The sequence below is a fragment of the Acetobacter aceti NBRC 14818 genome, from assembly GCF_000193495.2.
GTDB classification, from domain to species: domain Bacteria; phylum Pseudomonadota; class Alphaproteobacteria; order Acetobacterales; family Acetobacteraceae; genus Acetobacter; species Acetobacter aceti.
The window spans coordinates 2161453-2183228 of the sequence record NZ_AP023410.1 but is presented as its reverse complement, the minus strand read 5'-3'; the positions used below and the strand labels follow the sequence as shown (position 1 = coordinate 2183228).

21 protein-coding genes are annotated in these 21776 nt (G+C 57.5%); 17 read left to right on the top strand and 4 right to left on the bottom strand.

The annotated features are described in order from the left end of the window. Positions 1–42 precede the first annotated feature (42 nt). Positions 43–1380: a guanine deaminase gene (guaD, locus tag EMQ_RS09955; protein ID WP_010668156.1), complete on the bottom strand. Its 1338-nt coding sequence runs from the start codon at positions 1378–1380 to the stop codon at positions 43–45. Between the two features lie 203 nt (positions 1381–1583). Here guaD and EMQ_RS09950 point away from each other — a divergent pair, with 203 nt between their 5' ends. The 3 genes from EMQ_RS09950 (at position 1584) to EMQ_RS09940 (ending at position 6449) form a co-directional block, all read left to right on the top strand. Continuing rightward, positions 1584–2621 (top strand): ion channel, encoded by a 1038-nt coding sequence (locus tag EMQ_RS09950; RefSeq protein WP_010668155.1) that lies wholly within the window; start codon positions 1584–1586, stop codon positions 2619–2621. Between the two features lie 349 nt (positions 2622–2970). After that, positions 2971–5409 (top strand): membrane-bound PQQ-dependent dehydrogenase, glucose/quinate/shikimate family, encoded by a 2439-nt coding sequence (locus EMQ_RS09945; RefSeq protein ID WP_026200097.1) that lies wholly within the window; start codon positions 2971–2973, stop codon positions 5407–5409. A 179-nt stretch (positions 5410–5588) separates the two neighbouring features. Beyond that, a complete protein-coding gene (locus EMQ_RS09940) occupies positions 5589–6449 on the top strand; it encodes a transporter (protein ID WP_010667109.1) in 861 nt (286 codons plus the stop codon). 111 nt (positions 6450–6560) lie between these two features. Here EMQ_RS09940 and EMQ_RS09935 read toward each other — a convergent pair whose 3' ends face one another. Then, the gene (locus EMQ_RS09935) at positions 6561–8000 is read right to left on the bottom strand and encodes a glucoamylase family protein (RefSeq protein WP_010667110.1); all 1440 of its coding nucleotides are present in this window, start codon (positions 7998–8000) and stop codon (positions 6561–6563) included. 346 nt (positions 8001–8346) lie between these two features. Between EMQ_RS09935 and EMQ_RS09930 the strand changes: the two genes are divergently transcribed. After that, entirely contained in the window at positions 8347–8970 is a 624-nt protein-coding gene (locus tag EMQ_RS09930; RefSeq protein ID WP_048874171.1) for a class I SAM-dependent methyltransferase, read from the top strand. A gap of 188 nt (positions 8971–9158) precedes the next feature. Here the strand turns inward: EMQ_RS09930 and EMQ_RS09925 are convergent, their stop codons facing one another. Next, on the bottom strand, positions 9159–9575 hold the full coding sequence (locus EMQ_RS09925; RefSeq protein WP_010668635.1) for an EVE domain-containing protein: 417 nt from the start codon (positions 9573–9575) through the stop codon (positions 9159–9161). Further along, the gene (locus tag EMQ_RS09920; RefSeq protein ID WP_010668634.1) at positions 9572–9865 is read right to left on the bottom strand and encodes a YciI family protein; all 294 of its coding nucleotides are present in this window, start codon (positions 9863–9865) and stop codon (positions 9572–9574) included. The genes EMQ_RS09925 and EMQ_RS09920 overlap by 4 nt, the downstream gene beginning before the upstream one ends. Before the next feature lie 216 nt (positions 9866–10081). Between EMQ_RS09920 and EMQ_RS09915 the strand changes: the two genes are divergently transcribed. The 13 genes from EMQ_RS09915 (at position 10082) to EMQ_RS09855 (ending at position 21694) form a co-directional block, all read left to right on the top strand. Beyond that, entirely contained in the window at positions 10082–10864 is a 783-nt protein-coding gene (locus EMQ_RS09915; protein ID WP_018308074.1) for a heme ABC transporter permease, read from the top strand. Further along, entirely contained in the window at positions 10861–11031 is a 171-nt protein-coding gene (locus EMQ_RS09910) for a hypothetical protein (RefSeq protein WP_010668632.1), read from the top strand. The genes EMQ_RS09915 and EMQ_RS09910 overlap by 4 nt, the downstream gene beginning before the upstream one ends. Continuing rightward, a complete protein-coding gene (ccmE, locus tag EMQ_RS09905; protein ID WP_018308075.1) occupies positions 11028–11543 on the top strand; it encodes a cytochrome c maturation protein CcmE in 516 nt (171 codons plus the stop codon). The genes EMQ_RS09910 and ccmE overlap by 4 nt, the downstream gene beginning before the upstream one ends. A gap of 139 nt (positions 11544–11682) precedes the next feature. Then, entirely contained in the window at positions 11683–13662 is a 1980-nt protein-coding gene (locus EMQ_RS09900) for a heme lyase CcmF/NrfE family subunit (protein WP_010667362.1), read from the top strand. Beyond that, a complete protein-coding gene (locus EMQ_RS09895) occupies positions 13659–14252 on the top strand; it encodes a redoxin domain-containing protein (RefSeq protein ID WP_010667363.1) in 594 nt (197 codons plus the stop codon). Before EMQ_RS09900 ends, EMQ_RS09895 begins: the two co-directional genes overlap by 4 nt. Next, positions 14249–14734 (top strand): cytochrome c-type biogenesis protein, encoded by a 486-nt coding sequence (locus EMQ_RS09890; protein ID WP_010667364.1) that lies wholly within the window; start codon positions 14249–14251, stop codon positions 14732–14734. Before EMQ_RS09895 ends, EMQ_RS09890 begins: the two co-directional genes overlap by 4 nt. Before the next feature lie 33 nt (positions 14735–14767). Continuing rightward, the gene (gene ccmI / locus EMQ_RS09885) at positions 14768–15496 is read left to right on the top strand and encodes a c-type cytochrome biogenesis protein CcmI (RefSeq protein ID WP_010667365.1); all 729 of its coding nucleotides are present in this window, start codon (positions 14768–14770) and stop codon (positions 15494–15496) included. Between the two features lie 235 nt (positions 15497–15731). Then, on the top strand, positions 15732–16943 hold the full coding sequence (metX, locus tag EMQ_RS09880) for a homoserine O-acetyltransferase MetX (RefSeq protein ID WP_010667366.1): 1212 nt from the start codon (positions 15732–15734) through the stop codon (positions 16941–16943). A gap of 1 nt (position 16944) precedes the next feature. Then, positions 16945–17547, top strand: a complete 603-nt coding sequence (gene metW / locus EMQ_RS09875) for a methionine biosynthesis protein MetW (protein WP_010667367.1) — start codon at positions 16945–16947, stop codon at positions 17545–17547. Further along, positions 17544–18446 carry a BadF/BadG/BcrA/BcrD ATPase family protein gene (locus EMQ_RS09870; protein ID WP_231367959.1) on the top strand — a complete coding sequence of 301 codons (903 nt, stop codon included), beginning with the start codon at positions 17544–17546 and terminating at the stop codon, positions 18444–18446. Before metW ends, EMQ_RS09870 begins: the two co-directional genes overlap by 4 nt. 368 nt (positions 18447–18814) lie before the next feature. After that, positions 18815–20113 carry a DEAD/DEAH box helicase gene (locus tag EMQ_RS09865; protein WP_010667369.1) on the top strand — a complete coding sequence of 433 codons (1299 nt, stop codon included), beginning with the start codon at positions 18815–18817 and terminating at the stop codon, positions 20111–20113. 367 nt (positions 20114–20480) lie between these two features. Then, complete coding sequence (ybaK, locus tag EMQ_RS09860) at positions 20481–20963, top strand: Cys-tRNA(Pro) deacylase (protein WP_010667370.1); 483 nt, start codon at positions 20481–20483, stop codon at positions 20961–20963. A gap of 212 nt (positions 20964–21175) precedes the next feature. Then, positions 21176–21694, top strand: coding sequence for a hypothetical protein (locus tag EMQ_RS09855; RefSeq protein ID WP_132012064.1), 519 nt, complete (start codon positions 21176–21178; stop codon positions 21692–21694). Positions 21695–21776: the final 82 nt, after the last annotated feature.

Sequence of the window (21776 nt, the reverse complement as noted above, 5' to 3'; positions counted from 1 at the left end):
CAGGTATTTCAGTTTTGTTGCACTGAGGGATTTCTGCCGTTTCTAGCCATATAAAGAGCCATTTTCGCGTGTATGGACGCACGTCCCTCCCACCCATGTGGCTGAAATGCAACGCTCGTCTCCAAGGGTCATCAGGGTGAAAAGCAGCTCTTCGACGCTTTCACAGCGTGACGCCCTGTAATCGAGCAGGGGAAAGGCATGTGGATCGAGCACGCACAGATCTGCTTCCATGCCCGGTGCGAGCGTGCCGATTCTGTCTTCCAGATGCAGAGAACGGGCGCTTCCCGCGGTCGCCAGCCAGAAGGCCTGAACGGGATGGAGTGAGCGGCCCGTCAGTTGCGCCACCTTGTAGGCCTCGCCCAGCGTCCGGAGTTGGGAAAGGGACGTGCCCGCGCCGACATCGGTGCCCAGGCCCACGCGCACCGGACGTTCCGGGGACAGGGCTTCAAAAAGCTTGAAGAGTCCGCTGCCAAGAAACAGATTCGAGGTCGGGCAGTGCGCCAGACTCGCAGCACTCTCATGGCAGCGGCAGAACTCCTTTTCACCGATATGCACGCCATGCCCGAAGATGCTGCGGGGACCGACCAGTCCGGCATGATCATAGACATCGAGATAGGAGGAGCGCTCGGGGAACAGACGGGCGACGGTTTCGATTTCGTGCAGATTTTCGGAAAGATGCGTCTGCATGAAGAGCCCGTCATGCTCACGGAGCAGCTGGCCAGCGGCTTCCAGCTGTTCCGGTGTGCTGGTGATCGCGAATCGCGGTGTGACGGCGTAGGAGAGCCGCTTCTTTCCGTGCCAGCGTCCGATAAGCGCCGCCGAGTCGGCATAGCCCGTTTTCACCGAGTCCCGCAGGGTGTCGGGGGCGTTGCGATCCATCAGCACCTTGCCCGCGATCATGCGTGCGCCGATCCGCTCAGCTTCGGTGAAGAAGGCGTCCACAGACTGTGGGTGCACCGTACAGTAAACGGCGGCGGTCGTCGTGCCGGCACGCAGCAGTTCGCCAAGGAACCGTCGGGCGGTGTCCCGCGCCACCAGCGGATCGGAGAAGGCGGCCTCCGCTGGAAAGACATACCGGTCCAGCCACTCCAGCAGCTGCTGTCCCCACGATGCGATGACCGGCAGTTGCGGGTAATGCACATGCGTGTCGATGAAGCCCGCCGAGATCAGGGCATCGCCATAAGAGACAACAGTGGTGTCTGCGTTCAGCGTGTCACGGAGTGTTGTATAGGCGCCGACCTGAGTGATCAGGCCGCCTTCCATGACGACCAGCCCATCTTCTTCTACCAACAGGGCTTCGGATGGCGGGACGTTGAATGGATTGTCCCGGAAGGTGACGATACGGCCCCGGACTGCGGATTGAGTGCGGCTGGATGTCATTCGCGCATTACCCTGTCTGATGTGCTGACCGGTCCGGACAGTCGTGTGGAACCGGTTTTTCCGAGGATAGAAAGTTTTTCGCCAAATGGGGAATGCGGGGGTTCCATGCAGAAGCCTCGGTAGCGGGAAACCAGTCATGCCGGTATGGGGAGAAGAGGGGCGGCGCGGCCTGTTTTCCGTGCCTTTTCATCCTTGAAGAGGACATGATGAAGCGGATCTGGCAGCGACTGAATGCACAACGTTCCTCTGCATCGCAGGAGCCGCAGGAGGGAGAGCGTCAGGACGCTCCAGCTCATTCACCGTCCACCGGGAAACATTCCGGGAAGACGAAAAGGCATATCTCCACCAAGGAGGCCATCCGCCGTTTCCGGGCCCATGCTCTCGACGAAAAGAAGCATGCCGATGTGGTGCGTGTCGGGGTGCATGACGCGCTCTGGTCAGACATGTACCATCATGCCCTGACAGCCAGCTGGACTGCCTTCACTTTCTGGGCGTTCGTCTCCTATGTGGTGGTGAACCTGCTGTTCGCCGTGCTGTATGCGCTGGTTCCCGGCGAAGTGACGGGTCCGCACCCCCTGTCCTTTCTGGACCTGTTCTTTTTCAGCGTGCAGACGCTGTCGACCGTCGGTTATGGCGGCATGGTGCCGAGCGGTGTCGCCGCCAATGTGATCGTGTCGTTCGAAGTGCTGCTGGGCATGATGGTCAATGCGCTGGCCGCAGGTGCCGTCTTTGCCCGAATCGCCCGTCCCCGCGCCCGGATCATCTTCAGTAACAAGGCGGTCGTGTCGGATGAAAACGGGGTATCCGCCCTGTGTATCCGGATCGCCAACTGCCGTCGCAGCCTGATCCTGTCCGTGGATGTCGAGGTTGCCCTGTCACGGCTGATTGTCACGCATGACGGTCATCTTGAGCGGCGCTTCGAGCCGCTGACGCTGGTGCAGGCGCATGTACCGGTTCTGCGCTTTGCCTTCGTGCTGGCGCATGTCGTGACGGAGACCAGCCCGCTGCACAGATGCTCGTTGCAGGAGTTGCAGGCGGAAGAGGCCGAGATCATCGTGACAGTCACCGGAACGGATGAGGCCATGGGGCAGACGGTGTTCGCCCGGACGGCCTATGCGTTTGACAAGGTTCTGCACAATCACCGGTTTGTGGACATCATTCACACACGGCCGAGCGGCGGTCTGGCTGTGGATTATTCGAAGTTCCACGATATCGAGGCGCATGTCCCGTCAGAAGGCTGAAGGCCGTTCCCTGACTGATGCGTTGGGCGCTACGTGACGGGCATGCACCAGAATTCATCGCTTTGTCATGAAGTGCCGAAATCGCAAGGCACTGAAATTATCCTTTTATAAACAATGGGCAAGAGCAAGCCTCTGATGCTGCCTGCTTTAATGGCGTCACCAAAACTGTATCATATCCGATACAGTTTTGGGTGCCAGAAAACAAATTTATGTGATTCCTGCGTCTGAATCCTTGTTTTGAAAATGGCTCATGCGGTGAATGCCTTATCTGTCCGCGCAGCCTTTTGTTTCGTATTCGAAAAATAAAATTTCGGAACAGATTAGGGTATGCAGAAGAAAGAAAGATGAAATGCAGAAAAGTGGCATGAAGTTATGGTCAGTCATAACCTCTGTTATTTTCGGAATTATGGGTTTATTTCTTTTATTGGGAGGAATTAAGCTTCTTTTTCTTGGAGGTTCGTGGTTTTACGCGCTCGCAGGATTCGTCATGCTTGCCGCAGCCGTTCTGGGGCTGAGCAAGCCACAGACGGCAATGCGCCTGTATGCGGCATTCCTGCTGCTGGCGACTGTCTGGTCGCTGTTTGAAGTCGGCTTCAATATCTGGGGCCTTGAAGTTCGCCTTCTGACACTTGTTGGCCTTGGCGTCTGGCTGCTGATCCCGGGCGTCTGGCGCGCCGGTTCAACGTGGATGACCGACAAGCGGGAAGTACTCGGGGCGCTGGCTGTTTCCTGCCTTGCGCTGGTTGCAAGCTGCTTCTCTTCCTACTCCATCAACGGCACGGTGGCTGCTGACCGCATGGCTGCGAGCCTACCGGATATGCATGACGGCGTTCCTGCCGGTGACTGGCACTATTATGGCCGCAATGCCCAGGGACAGCGTTATACCCCGCTGGACCAGATCACGCCGGCCAATATCAGTAATCTGAAACGGGCATGGGTCACACGGACCGGCGACACGCAGCAGGCGGGTGAAGCAGTTGTGGCCGGGCCTGATGCCGGTCACGAGTTCAATCTCGAACTGACCCCCATCAAGGTCAAGGACACTCTTTATATATGCACCCCGCATAGCTGGGTGATGGCGCTGGACGCCAAGACCGGCAAGGTCAAATGGAAGTACGATCCGAAGCCTGCCAAGGCCGATCTGGACACGAACGTCTATCTCGCCTGCCGTGGCGTCTCCTACTATCGCATTCCCGACGAGATCCAGACATCCTGCCGTGAGCGTATCTACTCACCGGTAGCTGATGCCCGCATCGTCGCGGTCAATGCCGAGACCGGTCAGCCCTGTGATGACTTCGGTGATCATGGCTTCATTTCCATGCGCGAATACATGGGCAATGTGCCGCTGGGCTTCCACTTCATCACCTCGCCTCCGATGGTCATGAAAAACCGTCTGATCACGGGCGGCTGGATCTTTGACAATCAGGCCAACTTCGAGCCTTCGGGCGCTGTGCGCGCCTTCGACGCCACCACAGGCAAGATCGCCTGGGCATGGGATGCGGGCCACAATCCCGAGACATGGACGCCGGGTCCGGGTGACATGCTCACGCGTGACACACCGAATGCGTGGGGCGTCTACACGGCCGATCCTGATCTTGGTCTGGTCTATTTCGGCACGGGTAATGCCCCGCCGGACAACTGGGGCGGTTCACGTCGTCCGTTCGATGATGCAACGTCCAGTGCGACTGTCGCCCTCGATATCGTAACGGGTGAGCGTCGCTGGCTCTACCAGACGGTCCATCACGATCTGTGGGACATGGATCTTCCGAGTGGCCCGACAATGGTCGATCTGCCGGATGCGAACGGTCAGACTGTTCCGGCTCTGGTGCAGAGCACGAAGCGCGGCGAGTTCTTCGTGCTTGATCGGCGAACGGGTCAGCCGGTTCCGGGCTATCCGGTCGAGGAGCGTCCTGTTCCGACAGCCGGTCATGCTCCGGATGATCGTGTCAGCCCGACGCAGCCTTATCCGGCGGCAATGCCGAGCCTGACGCCAGCGAACCTCAAAGAGTCCGACATGTGGGGCGCAACCCTGCTGGACCAGATGCTGTGCCGTCTCGAGTATCGTGAGTCGGCCTATGAGGGTCAGTTTACGCCACCGCACGTCGGCAAGACCACGATCGTCTATCCGGCGTTCTATGGTGTCGTTGACTGGCAGGGCATCACCATTGACCCGGCCCGCAAGCTGATGTTCGCCAACGCCAGCTACCTGCCGTTCCGTATCAAGCTCGATCATCGCAACAAGCTTGAGGAGGAAGGCGTGCTGCCGAAATGGCAGGGCGCAGGCAACGAGCCAACGCCGAAAGGCAACGCTCTGGCCATCTCGCCTGACTACGGCACGCCGTATGTCGCCTACACCAACCCCTGGTTGAACCCGCTGCAGATTCCCTGCAAGGGACCGATCTGGGGCACGCTGACTGCGATCGACCTCGTGACCAAGAAGATCGTATGGCAGCACCCTGTCGGCACGACGCGTGATACGGGGCCTTTCCGGACGCACAACAATCTGCCGCTGCCCACAGGCATGTATAATATCGGCGGAAACATTGTGACCAAGGGTGGACTGCTGTTCATGGGCGCGACAGCGGACGACTATCTGCGTGCGTTCGATGTCGCCACAGGCAAGGTGATCTGGAAGGATCGTCTCCCGGCTGGTGGTCAGGCGACGCCCATGAGCTATGAAGTCGAGGGCAAGCAGTATGTGCTGATCGCCGCCGGTGGTCATGGTGGTCTTGGGACGCGCTCAGGCGATTACATCCTTGCCTACACACTCGATGGCGCTACGAAGTAAAAAGCGCTGGGACGGGCAGAAGGAACGGCTCAGCCGACGCCTTCTGCCCCTCTTCACTCCTGTTTTCTGAACTGGTTTCAACAGGGACTGTATGAGTCGCAGAGCGTGGCTCATGCAGTCCCGGCTATTCCGGAATAAAACCAATGCACTTCACAGAAAGGGCCGCATGGCACCGTCGTATGGTGTTGTGTGTCTTTGCATCGACACTCAGCTTTGTCCCTGCAAGGACAGCCGAGGCTTCGGATGTCACGCTCGGGATCATTGGTCCGCACGAGTATGACCTGCCGGTCGATTTCAAGCCCTTCAATGTTCTGGTGCAGTATGGCGACGGCAATGCCGCCGGCAGCTACTATAATTCCGGCGGTCAGCGTAAGCCGGGAGAAGGGAGCCATACCTGGGCGGGCATGACCAAATATGTGCATTTCCGCACGTTTGACGCCATTCCCCATGTCGGCTTTGCTTTTGAGCTTATCCAGACGGAGAGCTACAATCTTTCCAACGGCACCAACTATGGCGGCCTTGGCCCGACGATTGTGGGACCGGCTGCGTGGTTCAAGCCGAATTCACACAGCACGTTCGGTATCCAGACCTTCATGCAGACCAATTCCGGCACACGGGATTCGCTGACACCGGGGTACTGGTCGAACATTTCCAGCCTTATCTTTGATTATGAATGGAAGCATTTCAGTTTCGATGGTGACGCCGGAACGGTTGTCGGCGCAACGAAGCACAAGACCGGAGAACACAGCTATTCTCCGGGTGTGGTGTTTTACAGCAATCTGCGTTTCAGCTGGAAAGCCACCAAGCTTGTCGAGCCGTTTCTTGCGTTCGACTGGCAGAATGTGACCGGCACCTATGACAGAACGGCGGACCGGTATCTGGATGATTCGAACAGCCGGGAGGTCGCGCTTGGAACCGGTATCATGTTCAATATCGCCAGGGATTTCAGTCTGACAGCCCGGTACAGCCATTCCGTGGAAGGGCGGGACACATCGGAAAGCAACGCCTATTACATCAAGCTGCTCTACCTCTGGCCCTGAAGCCTGCTCACACACCTCTTTTAAGTAAAGCTGAAGTCTCTGGTAAGGCTTTTTGCAAAAAGCTTCAGTGAGCATCGCCTTTCCGAAAAAAGACGACGCTCTGCAAGCCTGTTATTCTGACGGCGCGTTTTTCGTCTCCAGCCACCCGCCGGAAAATCCGGCGCGCTGCAGACCCGTGCGGATATATGGATTGTGCTTCATGACATTCCACACAAACCCGTCCCGCCAGTTTTCAATCATGAGCAGGATTGGCCCCTGATCGATTCCAACATATTCACGATCGGACCAGAATGTTTTGCCATCCTGAAAGCTGGGATTGAAGGCGTCTACAAAACCGTATTTGCCGTAAACCTGTTTTCCATAGCGGCTTTTCATCTCACGTATGGCGGGAATTACGATTTCAGGCGCAAAGGCAATGGAACCGACAGCCGCCGTCGGTGCGATCGTTCCGTCATCCTGCACATAATCACGGCCTGTTCCGCGAGCGACATATGACATGAACCGCTTGTCCTTGCCGTCCACCTTCTGCGTGATTTCACCGGGCCCATCGGAGGCGGTCAGTCCCCAGACAGTCGCACTGTAATCGTGCCATCCGCCGGGATTGGCCATGGCGTAGGCGCGCTGGGCATAGGCTGCACGCCGACTGTTCTCGAAATAATCAACGCTTTTTCCACGCACCCAGTCATCCTGAATGCCCCGGAAGTCGATCCAGGCATGGCTGTACTGGTGCCCGAAAAGCGGGGCGAAATTTAAAAAAGTCTGGCCGTAATACTCACCCCAGCGCTTGTCATTGGTGCTGAGCCACGCCTTCCATGAGGCCGGGGTCAGGGCATAATCCTGCTCGGGCGAACCAAGCCCGAGAATGTAGGCCATCATGCCTTCGCTGTAGCCCTCCCAGTAGTTGGAGATGAACTGATGCTCCGGTCCCCAGCCCATGCTCAGGCGGTTATCGGGACGCTTCATCCACTGCCAGTCGACCCTTTTGTAAAGACTATCTGCCAGATTGCGGATTTCCGTTTCCTGCGGCGTGTTCCGGTCATAGAAACTCTGCGAAAACAGAATGCCCTGCATGAGAAGCGCCGTATCGATGCTGGATAGTTCGATATCCGGATTCAGACGCAGCCCGGTTTTCGGATCGAGAAAGTGGTAGAAAAACCCGTGAAATCCGGAAGACTGATCCTTTGAATCATTCTCCGGCAGGCGGGACAGATAACGCAGGGTAGTCAGAGTCCGTTCAGCCGCCTGCTCCCGTGTGATGTAATGACGCTCGGCTCCGATGCCGTAGGCCGTCAGACCGAACCCGATGGACGCGACGCTGTCGAAGGTCTGCGGGGAAGGATAGCGATCGGGGATCAGCCCGGTCTGTGGGTCGGCCGCCTCCCAGAACCAGAGGAAGGTGCGGTGCTCGAGGTCATCAACCATGGCGCGATCGCTCGTGGTCATTCTGACGACTGAGGGAGGGGCCGCTGTCTGGTTGGCCTGTGCCTGAGAGGAGAGACCTGCAAGTATCAGGCTCACTGCGCAAAGTCGGGATTTACGAGCGATCGTCATTCTGCTTCCTGTGTGACCGTTTGTTCCGGGTCAGCGAACAAACCGGCAGACAGTAGACCAGCCTCTGCTTTTAACGAAGCGCGTGACTAGCATTTGTAGATATTGTTACATTTTATGACATATTTTGTTTTTTAGCGGTGCAGGTCTCCCTGCTTAAAAAATGTAACAAAATAATGTGCGAGCGGATTTGTATTTACAGTAGGGTATGAAGCTTGGTTTAGAATATATAATTTAAACGGTTTGCGTGGTGTGTTTCGAAATAAATATTGAGAAACTAAATGTTAAATGGTTTTGGATAAAATGTAAGAAGGAAAGATTCCTTTAAGTATTGCAGTGGAGATTTTTGGTGGCGGAAAATTATGTTTATTCTAATGATTGGTTTGTTTCTAATGAGCCTGTGTGGAATCAGATCATTACAAACTTAAAGCCTGAAAAAATTCTTGAAATCGGATCATATGAAGGGCGTAGCACCTGTTTTGCCATTGATTGTGCCTCTCAACATAAAGACATCGAAGTTTACTGTGTGGATACCTGGGAGGGGGGCGTCGAGCATAAAAATCAGAATATAAATATGACAAGCGTTGAAGAAAGGTTTGATTCTAATGTAAATATTTCTATTAAAAAATCAAAAAATAAAGTATCCATGCACAAGTCCAAAGGGACGAGTGATTTTCTTCTGGCGCATTTGATCACATCTGTCGGAAAAAATTACTTTGATATGATTTACGTGGATGGATCGCATCAGGCTCATGATGTTCTGATGGATGCTGTAATGAGCTTTAAATTGCTGAAACCTGGCGGTGTTCTTATATTTGATGATTATTTGTGGCGGGAGTCAGTCAATGAAGAAGCCAATCCTTTGAAAACTCCCAAAATTGCTATTGATGCTTTTCTGAATATTTTTTCCCAAAAAATGCATATATTGCAGGCCCCTTTGGCTCAGATATACACGGTAAAAATCAGCGATTAAGTATATTTTTGGTTGGTCTTGAGTGTGGTTTGAAGTGATTTGTCTCATTTAACCACGCTCCGGGATATGTTCGGCTCTTTGTCATACGGTGCTGCAACAAAGTGTTTCTGGTGAGCCTGTATGACTAAAGAGTTGATCGGTTGCCTTGGGTAAAGTCAGTTCCTTGAAAGGCGAAGGAAGAGGGGGCTTCACGTCCAGTCGCCCATCCCGCACAGGATGTTCCAGTGTTCTTCCGACACAGGCACGACGGAAAGACGGGACTGCCGGACCAGAGCAAGCTCGGCCAGTTCGGGGGAGGCCTTGATCTCCGCGAGCGTCACCGGGCGCGGCATGGGGCCGACGGCCTTCACATCCACACAGACCCATGACCCGCTTTCGGCTGACGGGTCCGGATAGGCTTCCTTCACGATCTCGACCACGCCGACAATCTCACGTCCGACATTGGAGTGATAGAAGAACGCGCGGTCGCCTTTCTTCATGGCGGCGAGGTTTTTCTTGGCTTGATGATTGCGCACGCCGGTCCACGGCTCGACACCGTTGGCGACCTGCTCATCCCAGGAGAAGGCGTCGGGTTCCGATTTGACCAGCCAGTAGCTCCGGCTCATTCCGCCAGTTTTCCATCACGGAAAACCGTGCGCAGCGGACGGATGACCACGCTCTCGAACAGACCGACCTTTGCATAGGGGTCAGCGGCGGCGAAGCCTTCGGCCTCGGCCTTGTCGGCGGCTTCCAGCATGACGATGCTGCCTGAGGGCTTGCCGTCCGGTCCCATCATCGGGCCGGCGAACTGGATGCGGTCGACATAGGTCTTGAGAAAGGCGAGGTGATCCGGCCGCGTGGCCGAGCGGGTTTCGAACTGGCCGGGTTTGTCGGTGCAGATGATGGCGAACAGCATAGGAGGCTCCGGGTTGAAATGAGGGAGTGCCGCCCATGCAGCGGGCACCCCGTGCCAATATCCGCATGATAGTGTAGGAAGACAGCCCGCACGACCCCCTGCATGATCATCAGGGCCTGATTGCGTGCCGTCTTCCGTGCTCGCGGGCGGTGCGCCATAAGGAATGGTTTACCCACATGGGCGTAATGATGCGCCCTGCCAATGAACGGACGGACCTTGAGCGCGACGCCGACACTGACAGAGCGGGCCGGAGCCCTGTTTCACCGCTATGCCAACCCCGGCCGCTTCCTGCGTCTGGGCGACAGGATTCAGCCCTGGCTGACATGGTCCGCCGTGATCATCACGCTGATCGGGCTGGGCTGGGGGCTGTTCTTCTCTCCTGCCGACTGGCAGCAGGGTGATTCGGTGCGCATCATGTATGTGCATGTCCCGTGCGCCTGGCTGTCGTCCTCGGGCTATTTCGCGCTGGCCGTCTGTTCGGTGCTGTCTCTGGTCTGGAAGCACCCGCTCGCCGATCTCGCCGCCGTCGAGATCGGACCGGTCGGCGCTTGCGTGACGGCGACCTGTCTGGCGACCGGCTCCCTGTGGGGCAAACCGATGTGGGGCACATGGTGGGTGTGGGACGCCCGGCTGACCTCCGTGCTGGTGCTGTTCTTTCTCTATCTCGGGCACATCGCCTTGATCCACGCTTTCGACGACCAGCAACGTGGCTATCGTGCGGCGGCCATTCTGGCGCTGGCCGGAGCCGTGGATCTGCCGATCATCAAGTTCAGCGTGCAGTGGTGGAACACACTGCATCAGCCCGCCAGCATCACCCTGACCGGCGCGCCGACCATGTCCCAGACCATGCTCTGGCCGCTGCTGATTTCCACACTGGGGTTCACGCTGGGCTTTGCGGCGATTGTTGTTGCGCGTCTCCGGGCCGGTGTGATGGAAAGCCGTATTCGCAGTCTACTCTCAAGCCCGCGTCGGGCTTCATCCGGGGAAGCATCCGCATGACCCACCTGCCTTATATTCTGGCGTCCTACGGGCTGGCGGGCAGTCTGGCCGTCATCCTGTCCGTTGGCGCAGCACTGCGCCTGAAGCGTGACCGGTTGAAACTGGCCTCGCTGGAAGCTGCACGTGGCCGGGCCCAGAGTGCGACACAGGGAGGACAACGCGCATGAAACGCAAGACCCGCCGTCTCTGGCTTGTCATCGCCTGTGTCGCCGGACTGGGCACAGCCGCCGGTCTGACGCTTTCGGCCTTTTCCTCCAATATCCAGCTTTTCATGGCCCCCTCTCAGGTGGTGGACCATCCGCCCGCAGCGGATCGCACGATCCGGCTTGGCGGCATGGTCGTGGCGGGATCGGTGAAGCGTGAGCGTCAGGGCGAAACGCCCATCAACCTGTTTCAGGTGACGGACGGTCAGGCCGCTGTGACCGTGCGCTTCGAGGGCATCCTGCCGGACTTGTTCCGCGAGGGGCAGAGCGTGGTGGCCGTGGGCTCTCTGGAGCCTGACAAGACCTTCGTGGCGTCGGAAGTGCTGGCCAAGCATGATGAGACCTACATGCCGAAGGAAGTGGCGGAAGCGTTGCAGAAATCGGGGAAATGGAACCCGAAATTCGGTCCTCCACCCGATGCTGCAAGCTGGAACGCCATGACCGGCAAGGATACAGCGGCGGCCGGGAAGAACTGATGCCTTCCCTCCGTCTGCTTTCCAAGAGCAACCTCTACCCGATTCAATTTCATGCACGGTTTCCAAAGGTGAGCCTTTGGCGGGGGCCAAGGGGCAGAGCCCCTATTCCCGGTATATCCAAAAAGAGAAGTGAGGCCGTATGAGCCCCGAACTTGGTCGTTTCGCGCTGGCGCTGGCCTGCGTCTTCGCGCTGGCGCAGGCTATCCTGCCGGTGCTGGGCGCACGCAGGCGAGACCGTCGCCTGATGGCGCTCGCCCCCGGTCTGGCGCTGGGGCAGCTCATCGCGCTGGTCGCCTCCTTCCTCTGCCTTGTGAATGCAGCGGTGACCAACGACTTCTCGGTGGCCAACATCCTTGAGAACAGCTCGGTGACCAAGCCGCTGCTCTACAAGATCACCGGCGTCTGGGGAAACCATGAAGGGTCCATCCTGCTCTGGGCGCTGATTCTCGGCATCTGCGGTGCAGCGGTGGCGGCGTTCGGTCGTAATCTGCCATCGGCCCTGCGGGCGCGGGTGATCGGTGTGCTGGGTGGCGTGGCCGCCGGGTTCGAACTGTTCTGCCTGACGACCTCTGATCCGTTCGACCGGGTCTGGCCCGCACCGCTCGACGGACAGGGCATGAACCCACTGTTGCAGGACCCCGGCCTCGCGTTCCATCCGCCGATTCTCTACACCGGCTATGTCGGATTCGCCGTGCCGTTCGCCTTCGCCATTGCCGCGCTGATGGAAGGGCGCGTCGATGCGGCATGGGGGCGCTGGGTGCGTCCGTGGGCCGTGGCGGCGTGGTGCTTCCTGACCTGCGGCATCGCGCTTGGGTCATGGTGGTCCTATTATGTGCTCGGCTGGGGCGGTTACTGGTTCTGGGACCCGGTGGAGAACGCCTCGCTGATTCCGTGGCTGTCCGGCACGGCGCTGATGCACTCCGCCATCGTGGTCGAGAAGCGTGAGGCGCTGAAGATCTGGACCGTTCTGCTGGCTATTGGCACCTTCTCCTTCTCGCTCTCCGGCACATTCCTCGTGCGTTCAGGTATCCTCAATTCGGTTCACGCCTTCGCGCAGGACCCGGCGCGCGGCATCTTCATTCTCGCCCTGCTGGGACTGGTCATCGGCGGATCGCTGGCGCTGTTCGCATGGCGTGCTCCGTCTCTGACCAGCGGCGGCCTGTTCGCCCCGGTCTCGCGGGAAGGCTCGCTGGTGCTGAACAACATCCTGCTGTGCTCGATCTGCGCCGTGGTGCTGACCGGCACGATGTATCCGCCGTTCATGTCGCTGCTGTTCGGCAAGACGATCTCGGTCGGCAAGCCCTTCTTTGACGCGGCCACCATTCCTCTGGCCATCCCGCTGTTCACCTTCATGGGGTTCGGACCAATGCTGCCGTGGAAGCGGGCGCAGCTCTGGCCGGTTCTCAGGCGCCTGTGGGTCGCGGCGCTGGCCACGCTGGCCGCGTTCGTCGTGACGGTGATCGGGCTTGCGGGCGTGCTGCCAATCCTGTGTGCGACGATGGCGGTATGGATCATCGGTTCCAGCCTGACAGACATTGCCGGTCGTCTGGCGCTGTTCCGCGTGTCGTTTTCGCAGAGCATCCAGCGGGCGAAGTCCCTGCCACGCTCCGCGTTCGGCGCGGCTCTGGCGCATATCGGTGTCGGCGTGAGCGTGCTGGGGCTGGCGGTCATGTCGCAGGCCCAGCACAAGATTGTCGAGGTGCATGTCGGCCAGAAGGAAGAACTGGCGGGCTACGAATGGACTCTCACGGATGTCCGGACAGTGCCGGGGCCAAACTATATGGCTATGGTGGCGACCATCGAGATCCACCACAATGGTCATCTGGTGACGGTCATGCACCCATCCAAGCGCAGCTTCAACGCGCAGAACCAGACGACGACCGAAGTGTCGATCCACACCAATGGACTGGCCGATCTGTACGGTGTGATTGGCGACAAGCATGGGCCGGACAGCAATCCGACCTATGTGTTGCGTCTTCACTATAATCCTCTGGCGCCGTGGATGTGGTTCGGGGCGCTGATCATGGCGATGGGCGGGGCGCTGTCCCTGTCCGATCGTCGCATGCGCGTGGGCGCTCCAAGACGGGCTCCGGCCCCAGATGTGGTGGCAGCAGAATGAGCAGCGAACAGACATCTCCTGACGGTCAGAATACTGTCACACGCCGCCGCCTCCTCCTTGGCGTTCCACTGCTGGGTGGGGCGGGTATCTGTGGCGTGGCGTTCTGGAAAATGCTGGCCGGGATGCAGACCGGCTCGTTCAATCCGCACGACATCAACGCGCCTGTGACCGGCCGTCCGGTTCCGGACTTCACCCTGCCGGATCAGACGCCCGGCACGGGGTTTGCGACGGTTGATCTGAAGACGCTGACAAAACCGGTTCTGATCAACTTCTTCGCTTCATGGTGCATCCCCTGCATCGCGGAAATGGACGCCCTGCTGACGCTTGGGAAGCAGCTGCCGATCTGGGGTGTCGCGTACAAGGATAAGCCGGAGAATGCGGCGGGCCTGCTGAAACATGCAGGCAATCCTTATGCCCGCATTGGCAGCGACCGTGACGGACGCGTGGCCATCGACTGGGGTGTTTCGGGTGTACCGGAAAGCTTTCTGATCGCGCCCGGCGGCATGATCGTCTGGCATAGCGCCGCCGGTCTCGACAGCCCGGAGGTGCGTGACAGCCTGAAGAATGCGCTGAAGGCTGTTGGCAGATGAGGGCTCTGTTCCGCGGGAAGACAGTGTTCAGGCTGAAAGCGGCTCTGCTGCTGGTCTGCCTGTCCGCGCCTGTCATGGCATGGGCAGTCGATGATCCCTCCGAGATGCTGCCTGATCCAAAGCAGGAACGGCAGGCCGAGGCGATCGGGGCGCAGCTCCGTTGTCTGGTGTGTCAGAACGAGTCGATTGAAGACAGCAGCGCCGGTCTGGCGCGGGATCTTCGCAAGGTGGTGCGCGAGCATGTCGCCAAGGGCGAGAACAGCCAGCAGGTCATCGACTGGATGGTGGCACGGTATGGCAACTTCATCCGTCTCAGCCCACCGGTGACGATTGCGACGCTCCTGCTCTGGGGCATGCCGGTTCTGGCCCTGCTGATCGGCATTGTGTCTGCGGTGATGATTTTCCGTCGTCGCACGGCAACGCCCGCACCGCTGAGTGCTGCTGAACAGGCGCGGCTCAGGGAGCTTGGCGATGACCGGTAACTTCTCTTCTGCCTTTTGCCCCGGACGTGACATATGATCTGGCTCAGCATTGCTCTTCTGAGCGCGATAACCCTGCTGCCTGCGGGCTTCACCCTGTGGCGTCGCGCTGTCGCCCGGGACGAACGCAGCACGGCGCTGGCGCTGCATGAAGCGCAGCTGGTCGAGCTGGATCGTGACCTCGATATCGGCATGATTGCGCCGTCGGAACACGGCATCGCCCAGCTTGAGATCCAGCGGCGGATTCTGGTGGCGGACCGGGCCCCGGCGAGCATGGTGGACCGGTCCGGTCGTGTGAAAATCATTCTGGCTCTGGCGCTGATTCCGCTGGCGGCGGTCGCGCTCTACTGGACCGGTGGCCATCCGGGCTTCCCGGCCCAGCCGCTGCAACCTCGTCTGGAAGCATTGGCCCAGCGTGACATGCGGGCAAACAAGGTCATCGCCCAGCTCAAGGACGCCCTGTCGAAAATGTCGATGAGCGATCCGCAACTGCGGCAGGGCTACATTTTGCTCGGTCAGGCGGAGGCGTCCCGGGGACATGAGCAGGCCGCCATGGACGCGTGGCGCAAGGCGCTGGAACTGCATTTTGAGCCGGATCTGGCCATCGAACTGGCGGAAGAACAGGTCCGGGCCGAAAAACATATCAGCGCGGACAGTCTTGCGCTGTATCGACAGGCGCTGGATGCGGCTCCGAAGGATGCGCCGTGGCGGCAGGCTGTCGAGCAGCGGATTGCGCAGGGCGAGCATGAGCAGGAACAGCCCTGAGGCTCACCTGTTCCATTTCCTTGTGATGTCACAAAAGAGTGCCGATTCTTTTTTGAGAGGTGGCTGTGAGAGGCAAAAAGGCTTTGGTTACAGGAGTGTAAACTCCTGTAAGCTTGTCGACAACGTCGTTTTGCGTGCAGTCTGCACACCCTTTCTGGAAAGAGGCGTTCTGTCTCGTTCTTGATCCGGATGATTTTGGCCTTTATGTGGCGGTAATCTTTGGAAGCCCCGGTTTATGGACCAGACTGTCATTCCTTCTACGGTTGAACACACACGCTCTGTATTTCCGGAAGGGTTGACGCTCGACTGCGGGTCAGTGCTCGCGCCGGTGGAGATTGCCTACCGGACCTATGGCACCCTGTCGCCCGAGCGGAACAATGCGATCCTCATCTGTCACGCCCTGACGGGCGACCAGTATGTGGCCGAGACCCAGCCGGTGACGGGAAAGCCCGGCTGGTGGGAACGCATGGTCGGGCCGGGCAAACCGATTGATACGGACAGGTTTTTCGTCATCTGTTCGAATGTGCTCGGCGGTTGCATGGGCTCGACAGGACCACGCTCCCTTCGTACGGTGACCGGTGAAAATGGCGTGAGCAGGGAAGAGCCGTGGGGGACCGACTTTCCCCCCATCACGATCCGCGACATGGTCCGGGCGCAACGACTGCTCGTAAAGCAACTCGGGATCGACAGGCTTTTTGCGGTGATCGGCGGCTCGATGGGGGGGATGCAGGTCCTTGAATGGGCAGCAACCTACCCGGACATGGTCTTTGCGGCGATGCCGATCGCAACAGCACCTTTCCATTCAGCCCAGAATATTGCGTTCAATGAGGTCAGCCGGCAGGCGATCTTTGCCGATCCGGACTGGCATGGAGGCCGCTACTGGGAAACGGGCGCCATTCCTGCGCGAGGGCTGGCTGTCGCAAGAATGATGGCGCACATTACCTACCTGTCCGAGGAAGCCCTGACCCGAAAGTTCGGTCGGCGTGTGCGTCGGGGTGATGAACCGGTTGCTGGCGGGGCCACTCCCGGCGCGCTATCCACATTTGGCGAGATTTTCGAGGTCGAATCCTATCTGCGCCATCAGGGCTCGACCTTCGTGCGCCGCTTTGACGCCAACTCCTATCTCACCATCACCCGGGCAATGGACTGGATGGATCTGGGTATGGAGCATGATGGCGACTGCGCCGGGCCATTCCGGGAAACCAGAACCCGGTTCTGCGTCGTCTGTTTCTCTTCAGACTGGCTGTTCCCGACCTCCCAGTCACGGGTGATCGTGCGGGCTCTGACCCGGGCGGCGGCGAATGTTTCATTTGTCGAGATCGAAAGTGACAAGGGACATGACGCATTTCTTCTGGACGAGCCTGATTTCGACCGTACGGTTGAGGGGTTTCTGAGTGGAGCTGCGGAACATGCGGGTCTTTCTTCCCGGACGTTGAAAGGACACTGAGATGCGCCTTGATCAGCGTCTGATTGCAAAGATGATCACACCGGGCACACGCGTTCTGGATATAGGAAGCGGCGACGGCACCCTGATCGACCATCTTTTCCGCACGCGGGGATGTGATGCGCGCGGGATCGAGATTGATATGGGTGAGGTCACACGTTCCGTGGCGCACGGTCTCCCGGTGGTGCATGGGGATGCGGATCATGATCTGGCGCATTATCCCGACAACAGCTTTGACTATGTCGTGTTGCAACGCACGCTGCAGGCGGTCGAGCGGCCACGAGAAGTCCTGCGTCAGATGCTTCGGATCGGACGATATGCTATCGTCTCTTTTCCGAATTTCGGTCATTGGGAAATGCGTGTGAAGTTGCTGTTTGGTGGTCGGATGCCGAACACGGCTGTCTGGCATACGCCCTGGTACGCCACACCGAATATCCATCCTTGCACGATCAGGGATTTTCTCGCGCTGTGTGATGAGGATGGCTATCGCGTGCATGAATGGATGGCCATTGATGAAGAGGGGGATCGCGCGCCCTGGCGGCGGTCGATCCGTCTTGCAAATCTTTTTGGAGAGCAGGCGCTTTTCCGTCTCGGCAAAGGGCGTTGACCGATCGGTCAATGCTTCTGCTCGCCATTGATGCGGGAGCGACCAAAACAGTCCTGCGTATCGCGACGCCTTCCGGGGATGTGCTGGCAGAAAGCCGTGGTGGGCCAGCCAATATTGCAACGTCCGTTGAGCAGGCAGCGAAATCCATGGAAGGCGCATTGCGCAGCGCGATACAGACGGCGGGTCTGACCGAGGATATGCTGCATAATGGCGAAGTGAAATGGATTGCGGCAGCGGGTGCAGCAGGTGCCGAAGTCGGGGGACGTCCGGAAAAACTGAAAGCATTTTTTCCATATTTAACGATTTTTGATGTTCGGACTGATGCCTATACCTCATGTCTCGGGGCACATGGCGGTGCGGATGGTGCGATTGTCGCCATAGGCACGGGCAGCGTTGGTTACGCCATCTGTGGAGATCGTAACCATCGTGTTGGTGGGTGGGGTTTTCCACAGAGTGATGAAGGCGGTGGCGCCCGGATCGGTCTTGCGGCTGTCCGTCACATGCTTGCAGCGTCTGATGGCCGGATAAGGGAAAGTGATCTTTCCGTTGCTGTTCGACATTATCTGCAAGAGCTGGGATCGGATCCCATGACATGGAGCGTCGGGGCGTCGGCGACTGATTTTGCCGCTCTGGCGCCGGTTGTTTTGCGGACTGCGAAAAACGGATGTGGAGCGGCGGCAAGACTTCTTGAAAGCGCTGGGAAGGATATTGCGGGGCTTCTTGATGCTCTTTTGAAAAAAGACGGATTTTCAGAAATTAAAGTCGTTTTTACGGGAGGGCTCGCGACTGAAATTTTGCCCTGGTGTCCTCAGGCTGTCAGAGATAAAGGTGTATTGTGTCAGGGAACATCTCTTGATGGCGCAATGAAAGTTGCGATGCAACGGGCCTGTCTGACGTGAAGGGTAGAGGTTTACGTATTTTCTACTGTCACCGGGATTTATCTTTGCGGGCGAATAAAATCTGTGAATGTGTTGTGTTTCGAAGTGTGAATCCGGTTTGTTCGGCTTGAGCTCCAGCGAAAAATGATGTAGGGATCGTACAGTTTCTGTGAACAACTTGTTAAAACAAGCTGTGCTATCAGTCTCATGTAAATTGTTTGCCTAACTCTCCAGCAACAGCGGAATAATGGCTGCAGCCTTCCCGGGAAGGCTGCTACAGGATCAGCGGTTGATGGAGCAGGAACTCTTCGTCGCGCAGGGTTGTGTCACCCGACACAGGTTGCGTGAAGCTTTTGTCCCTGTGGTATTCCGAGAGGTGTCTTCGCTCAATGACCACGTTTGCCGACCTGCAGCTTGCCGAACCCCTGTTGCGGGCTCTTACCGAAGAAGGCTATTCGGAGCCGACGCCGATTCAGGCGCAATCCATTCCCTATCTTCTGGCTGGGCGTGATCTCCTGGGTCTTGCGCAAACCGGAACGGGCAAGACGGCTGCTTTTGCGTTGCCTATTCTCCAGCATCTTCTCACGCATCGTCATGCGGCACCGCCGAAGGGCGCACGGGTTCTGGTGCTGGCGCCCACGCGTGAGCTGGCCTCCCAGATTGATGATAGTTTCAAGTCTTACGCTCGCCATATGAAACTGACCCACACCGTGATCTTCGGTGGCGTGGGTCAGGGACGTCAGGTTGAGGCGATGCGTCGAGGTGTTGACGTGCTGGTGGCGGCGCCGGGGCGTCTGCTTGACCTCATGGGACAGGGTTTCATTGATCTGCGTGATCTGGAAATTCTGGTTCTGGATGAAGCTGACCGGATGCTGGATATGGGCTTTGTGCGCGATATCAAGCGCATTGTCGCTGCTCTGCCGCGCGATCGCCAGACCCTGCTGTTCTCGGCCACCATGCCGAACAGCATCACGGAACTGGCGGGCAGTCTCCTGCGGGACCCGGCCAAGGTTGAGGTGACGCCTCCATCCAGCACCGTGGATCGCATCCGTCAGGTTGTGATGTTTGTTGATCCCGACCAGAAAAAGGATGCGTTGCTTCTTCTGCTGGAATCTCCGAAAGTTGTTCGAGCTGTCGTTTTCACGCTGATGAAACACGAAGCGAACAAGGTTGCGGAATTCCTGAATAAAAACGGCATTACGGCTGAGGCCATTCACGGCAACAAGTCTCAGGGTGCTCGTGAACGGGCAATGAGCGGTTTCCGCTCCGGCTCAGTCAAGGTTCTGGTGGCGACGGATATTGCGGCGCGTGGCATTGACGTGGATGAAGTCTCACACGTCTTCAATTATGACCTGCCCAACATCCCGGAAAGCTATGTGCATCGCATCGGACGCACGGCGCGTGCCGGGCGTGAAGGCTGGGCGATTTCATTCTGCGATCCCGAACAGCGGGCCTGGCTGAAGGATATCGAGCGGACGATCGGCAAGAGCGTGCCTGTTGTCCGGGATCACCCTTATCATTCCGATGCAGCCGAGCATTCCACGCAACGTCCGCCCGTTCTGGGTGGTGGTCGTGGACGCGGCGGCGGCCAGAATCGTGGCGGACCGAACCGTGGTGGTAGCCGTAACGGCAATGGTGGCGGAGGGGGCGGCAATCGCCGTCCTCGGGGAACGCGTCGAGTCGCCTGATAAAACCTTCGGCCCTTGATAACTGTGCTGCAATGCCACAGGCTGTTGAGGTTTGATTGGGATAACGAACGTACATTGCCCCAGCCCCTGAGTTTGAAAAGACTTAGGGGCTTTTTGTTATCTACCGGATTATAAGCGGATGCACTGCGGTTTTTGGGAATGTGGTCTAGAGTCCCTAAAGAAGGCAGTCCTTTTTATTCCGATTTGTCACAATAATCGGTGGAGAAGTAGAAGCCTGTTCTGTCTTTTGGCCGTTAAAATACATAAACGCCTTTTGAATCGTCACATCGTTTTTGTCTCAGAGTCATCTGAGGGATAAATACTGCCGTATAGTGACTATGATTTTGTAAGGTAGTGTAACAGAGCCATGAGTAAGACAACTCCGGCGAGCGCCTTCCTCAAGCGCAGCGGTATTCCGTTTGAGATGCTTCAGTATGAATATGATCCTTCCGTGAGCAAGCTGGGCGTGCATGCAGCGGCGGCGGTCAATGAGCCTGCCGAACGGGTTTTCAAGACGCTGATGGCGGAAGTGGATGGAAAGCCGGTTTGCGCGGTTATTCCTGTTGCGCAGGAGCTGAGCCTGAAAAAACTGGCGACTGCCTGTAGTGGTAAAAGCGCAAAAATCATGAAGCCTGCGGATGCGGAGCGTATTACCGGTTACAAGGTCGGTGGGATCAGTCCTTTTGGTGGACGTCGAAATGTACCGACTTTTCTTGCGCATGAAGCATCAGTGCTGCCGTATATCCTGATGAATGGTGGAGGACGTGGTCTACAGGTCAGATTGAGAGTTCAAGATGCGCTTGTCGCGATGCAGGGCCAACTCGCTGATCTTGTTGCTTCTCACGGGTAGCTGCATATCTCTGTAATTTGAGGGGTTTTGTCAACTCATGGAAATATATTGAAATGCTTCCGTATACCCTATATTGCTATCAGAAATTCTTCCCATCATAGTCTGCGAGACGTTTTTTGCTGCTTCGGTCTGGCGCTTTTTGTCGCGTATCTTCCTTGGTGTTTCTGCTTTCTTTCATTCCTCTGTCCGGGTGCGGTTATTATGCTTCCCGCGTGGCGCATAAAGCGCAATCAAGCATGATTGGCATGGATGAAAGGGATATGCAGGCGTGTGTTGGCATACCCGATAAAATCAAGAAAATTGATGATCATACAACGATTTATGAATATCAGCGTGGACGTAACATCGGGGTCTCAGCGAATTCGACGTTGATTCCGGTTCAGTCTGTGCAGAATATCATCAATGCGATGGGCGGCGGCGATGGAAAAAGCTGTGTGGCTGATTTTCGTGTCATAGATGGAAAAATACAGGACGTTTATTACAGTGGTGACAATGACATGCTGGTCGGCACGGATGGCGTATGCGCGACCGTCGTACGTGGCTGCGTCAGACGTGCTGTTGCAACAGGCAGACGTCCGAAAGGCTGGATTTCTGCCTTTGTCGAGCCTCAGCCCGATCAAAAGAGTGCTGCTACTACAACGACTTCCGTAAAAGACACATCACCCGAAGCTGCTCAGTCTCGCCTTCTCAATACCAGTAGTCCGACCATTCCCGCAGGAACGGGTCACTAAAGGCTGATTTCAAGAAAATTTCCTTGTTATCAAGGAAATCTCGCAAAAAGAATCGTACCGTCTGACAGAGCAACAGCATGTG

What these genes read in the sequence shown, in the direction of transcription:
- EMQ_RS09920 (WP_010668634.1), bottom strand. Translation starts at nt 9,865, where the DNA reads ATGCTGTTCGCCATCATCTGCACCGACAAACCCGGCCAGTTCGAAACC.
- EMQ_RS09900 (WP_010667362.1), top strand. Translation starts at nt 11,683, where the DNA reads ATGAGCCCCGAACTTGGTCGTTTCGCGCTGGCGCTGGCCTGCGTCTTC.
- ccmE (WP_018308075.1), top strand. Translation starts at nt 11,028, where the DNA reads ATGAAACGCAAGACCCGCCGTCTCTGGCTTGTCATCGCCTGTGTCGCC.
- EMQ_RS09940 (WP_010667109.1), top strand. Translation starts at nt 5,589, where the DNA reads ATGGTGTTGTGTGTCTTTGCATCGACACTCAGCTTTGTCCCTGCAAGG.
- ybaK (WP_010667370.1), top strand. Translation starts at nt 20,481, where the DNA reads ATGAGTAAGACAACTCCGGCGAGCGCCTTCCTCAAGCGCAGCGGTATT.
- EMQ_RS09945 (WP_026200097.1), top strand. Translation starts at nt 2,971, where the DNA reads ATGCAGAAAAGTGGCATGAAGTTATGGTCAGTCATAACCTCTGTTATT.
- EMQ_RS09910 (WP_010668632.1), top strand. Translation starts at nt 10,861, where the DNA reads ATGACCCACCTGCCTTATATTCTGGCGTCCTACGGGCTGGCGGGCAGT.
- metW (WP_010667367.1), top strand. Translation starts at nt 16,945, where the DNA reads ATGCGCCTTGATCAGCGTCTGATTGCAAAGATGATCACACCGGGCACA.
- EMQ_RS09935 (WP_010667110.1), bottom strand. Translation starts at nt 8,000, where the DNA reads ATGACGATCGCTCGTAAATCCCGACTTTGCGCAGTGAGCCTGATACTT.
- EMQ_RS09865 (WP_010667369.1), top strand. Translation starts at nt 18,815, where the DNA reads ATGACCACGTTTGCCGACCTGCAGCTTGCCGAACCCCTGTTGCGGGCT.
- EMQ_RS09895 (WP_010667363.1), top strand. Translation starts at nt 13,659, where the DNA reads ATGAGCAGCGAACAGACATCTCCTGACGGTCAGAATACTGTCACACGC.
- metX (WP_010667366.1), top strand. Translation starts at nt 15,732, where the DNA reads ATGGACCAGACTGTCATTCCTTCTACGGTTGAACACACACGCTCTGTA.
- guaD (WP_010668156.1), bottom strand. Translation starts at nt 1,380, where the DNA reads ATGACATCCAGCCGCACTCAATCCGCAGTCCGGGGCCGTATCGTCACC.
- EMQ_RS09890 (WP_010667364.1), top strand. Translation starts at nt 14,249, where the DNA reads ATGAGGGCTCTGTTCCGCGGGAAGACAGTGTTCAGGCTGAAAGCGGCT.
- EMQ_RS09925 (WP_010668635.1), bottom strand. Translation starts at nt 9,575, where the DNA reads ATGAGCCGGAGCTACTGGCTGGTCAAATCGGAACCCGACGCCTTCTCC.
- EMQ_RS09950 (WP_010668155.1), top strand. Translation starts at nt 1,584, where the DNA reads ATGATGAAGCGGATCTGGCAGCGACTGAATGCACAACGTTCCTCTGCA.
- ccmI (WP_010667365.1), top strand. Translation starts at nt 14,768, where the DNA reads ATGATCTGGCTCAGCATTGCTCTTCTGAGCGCGATAACCCTGCTGCCT.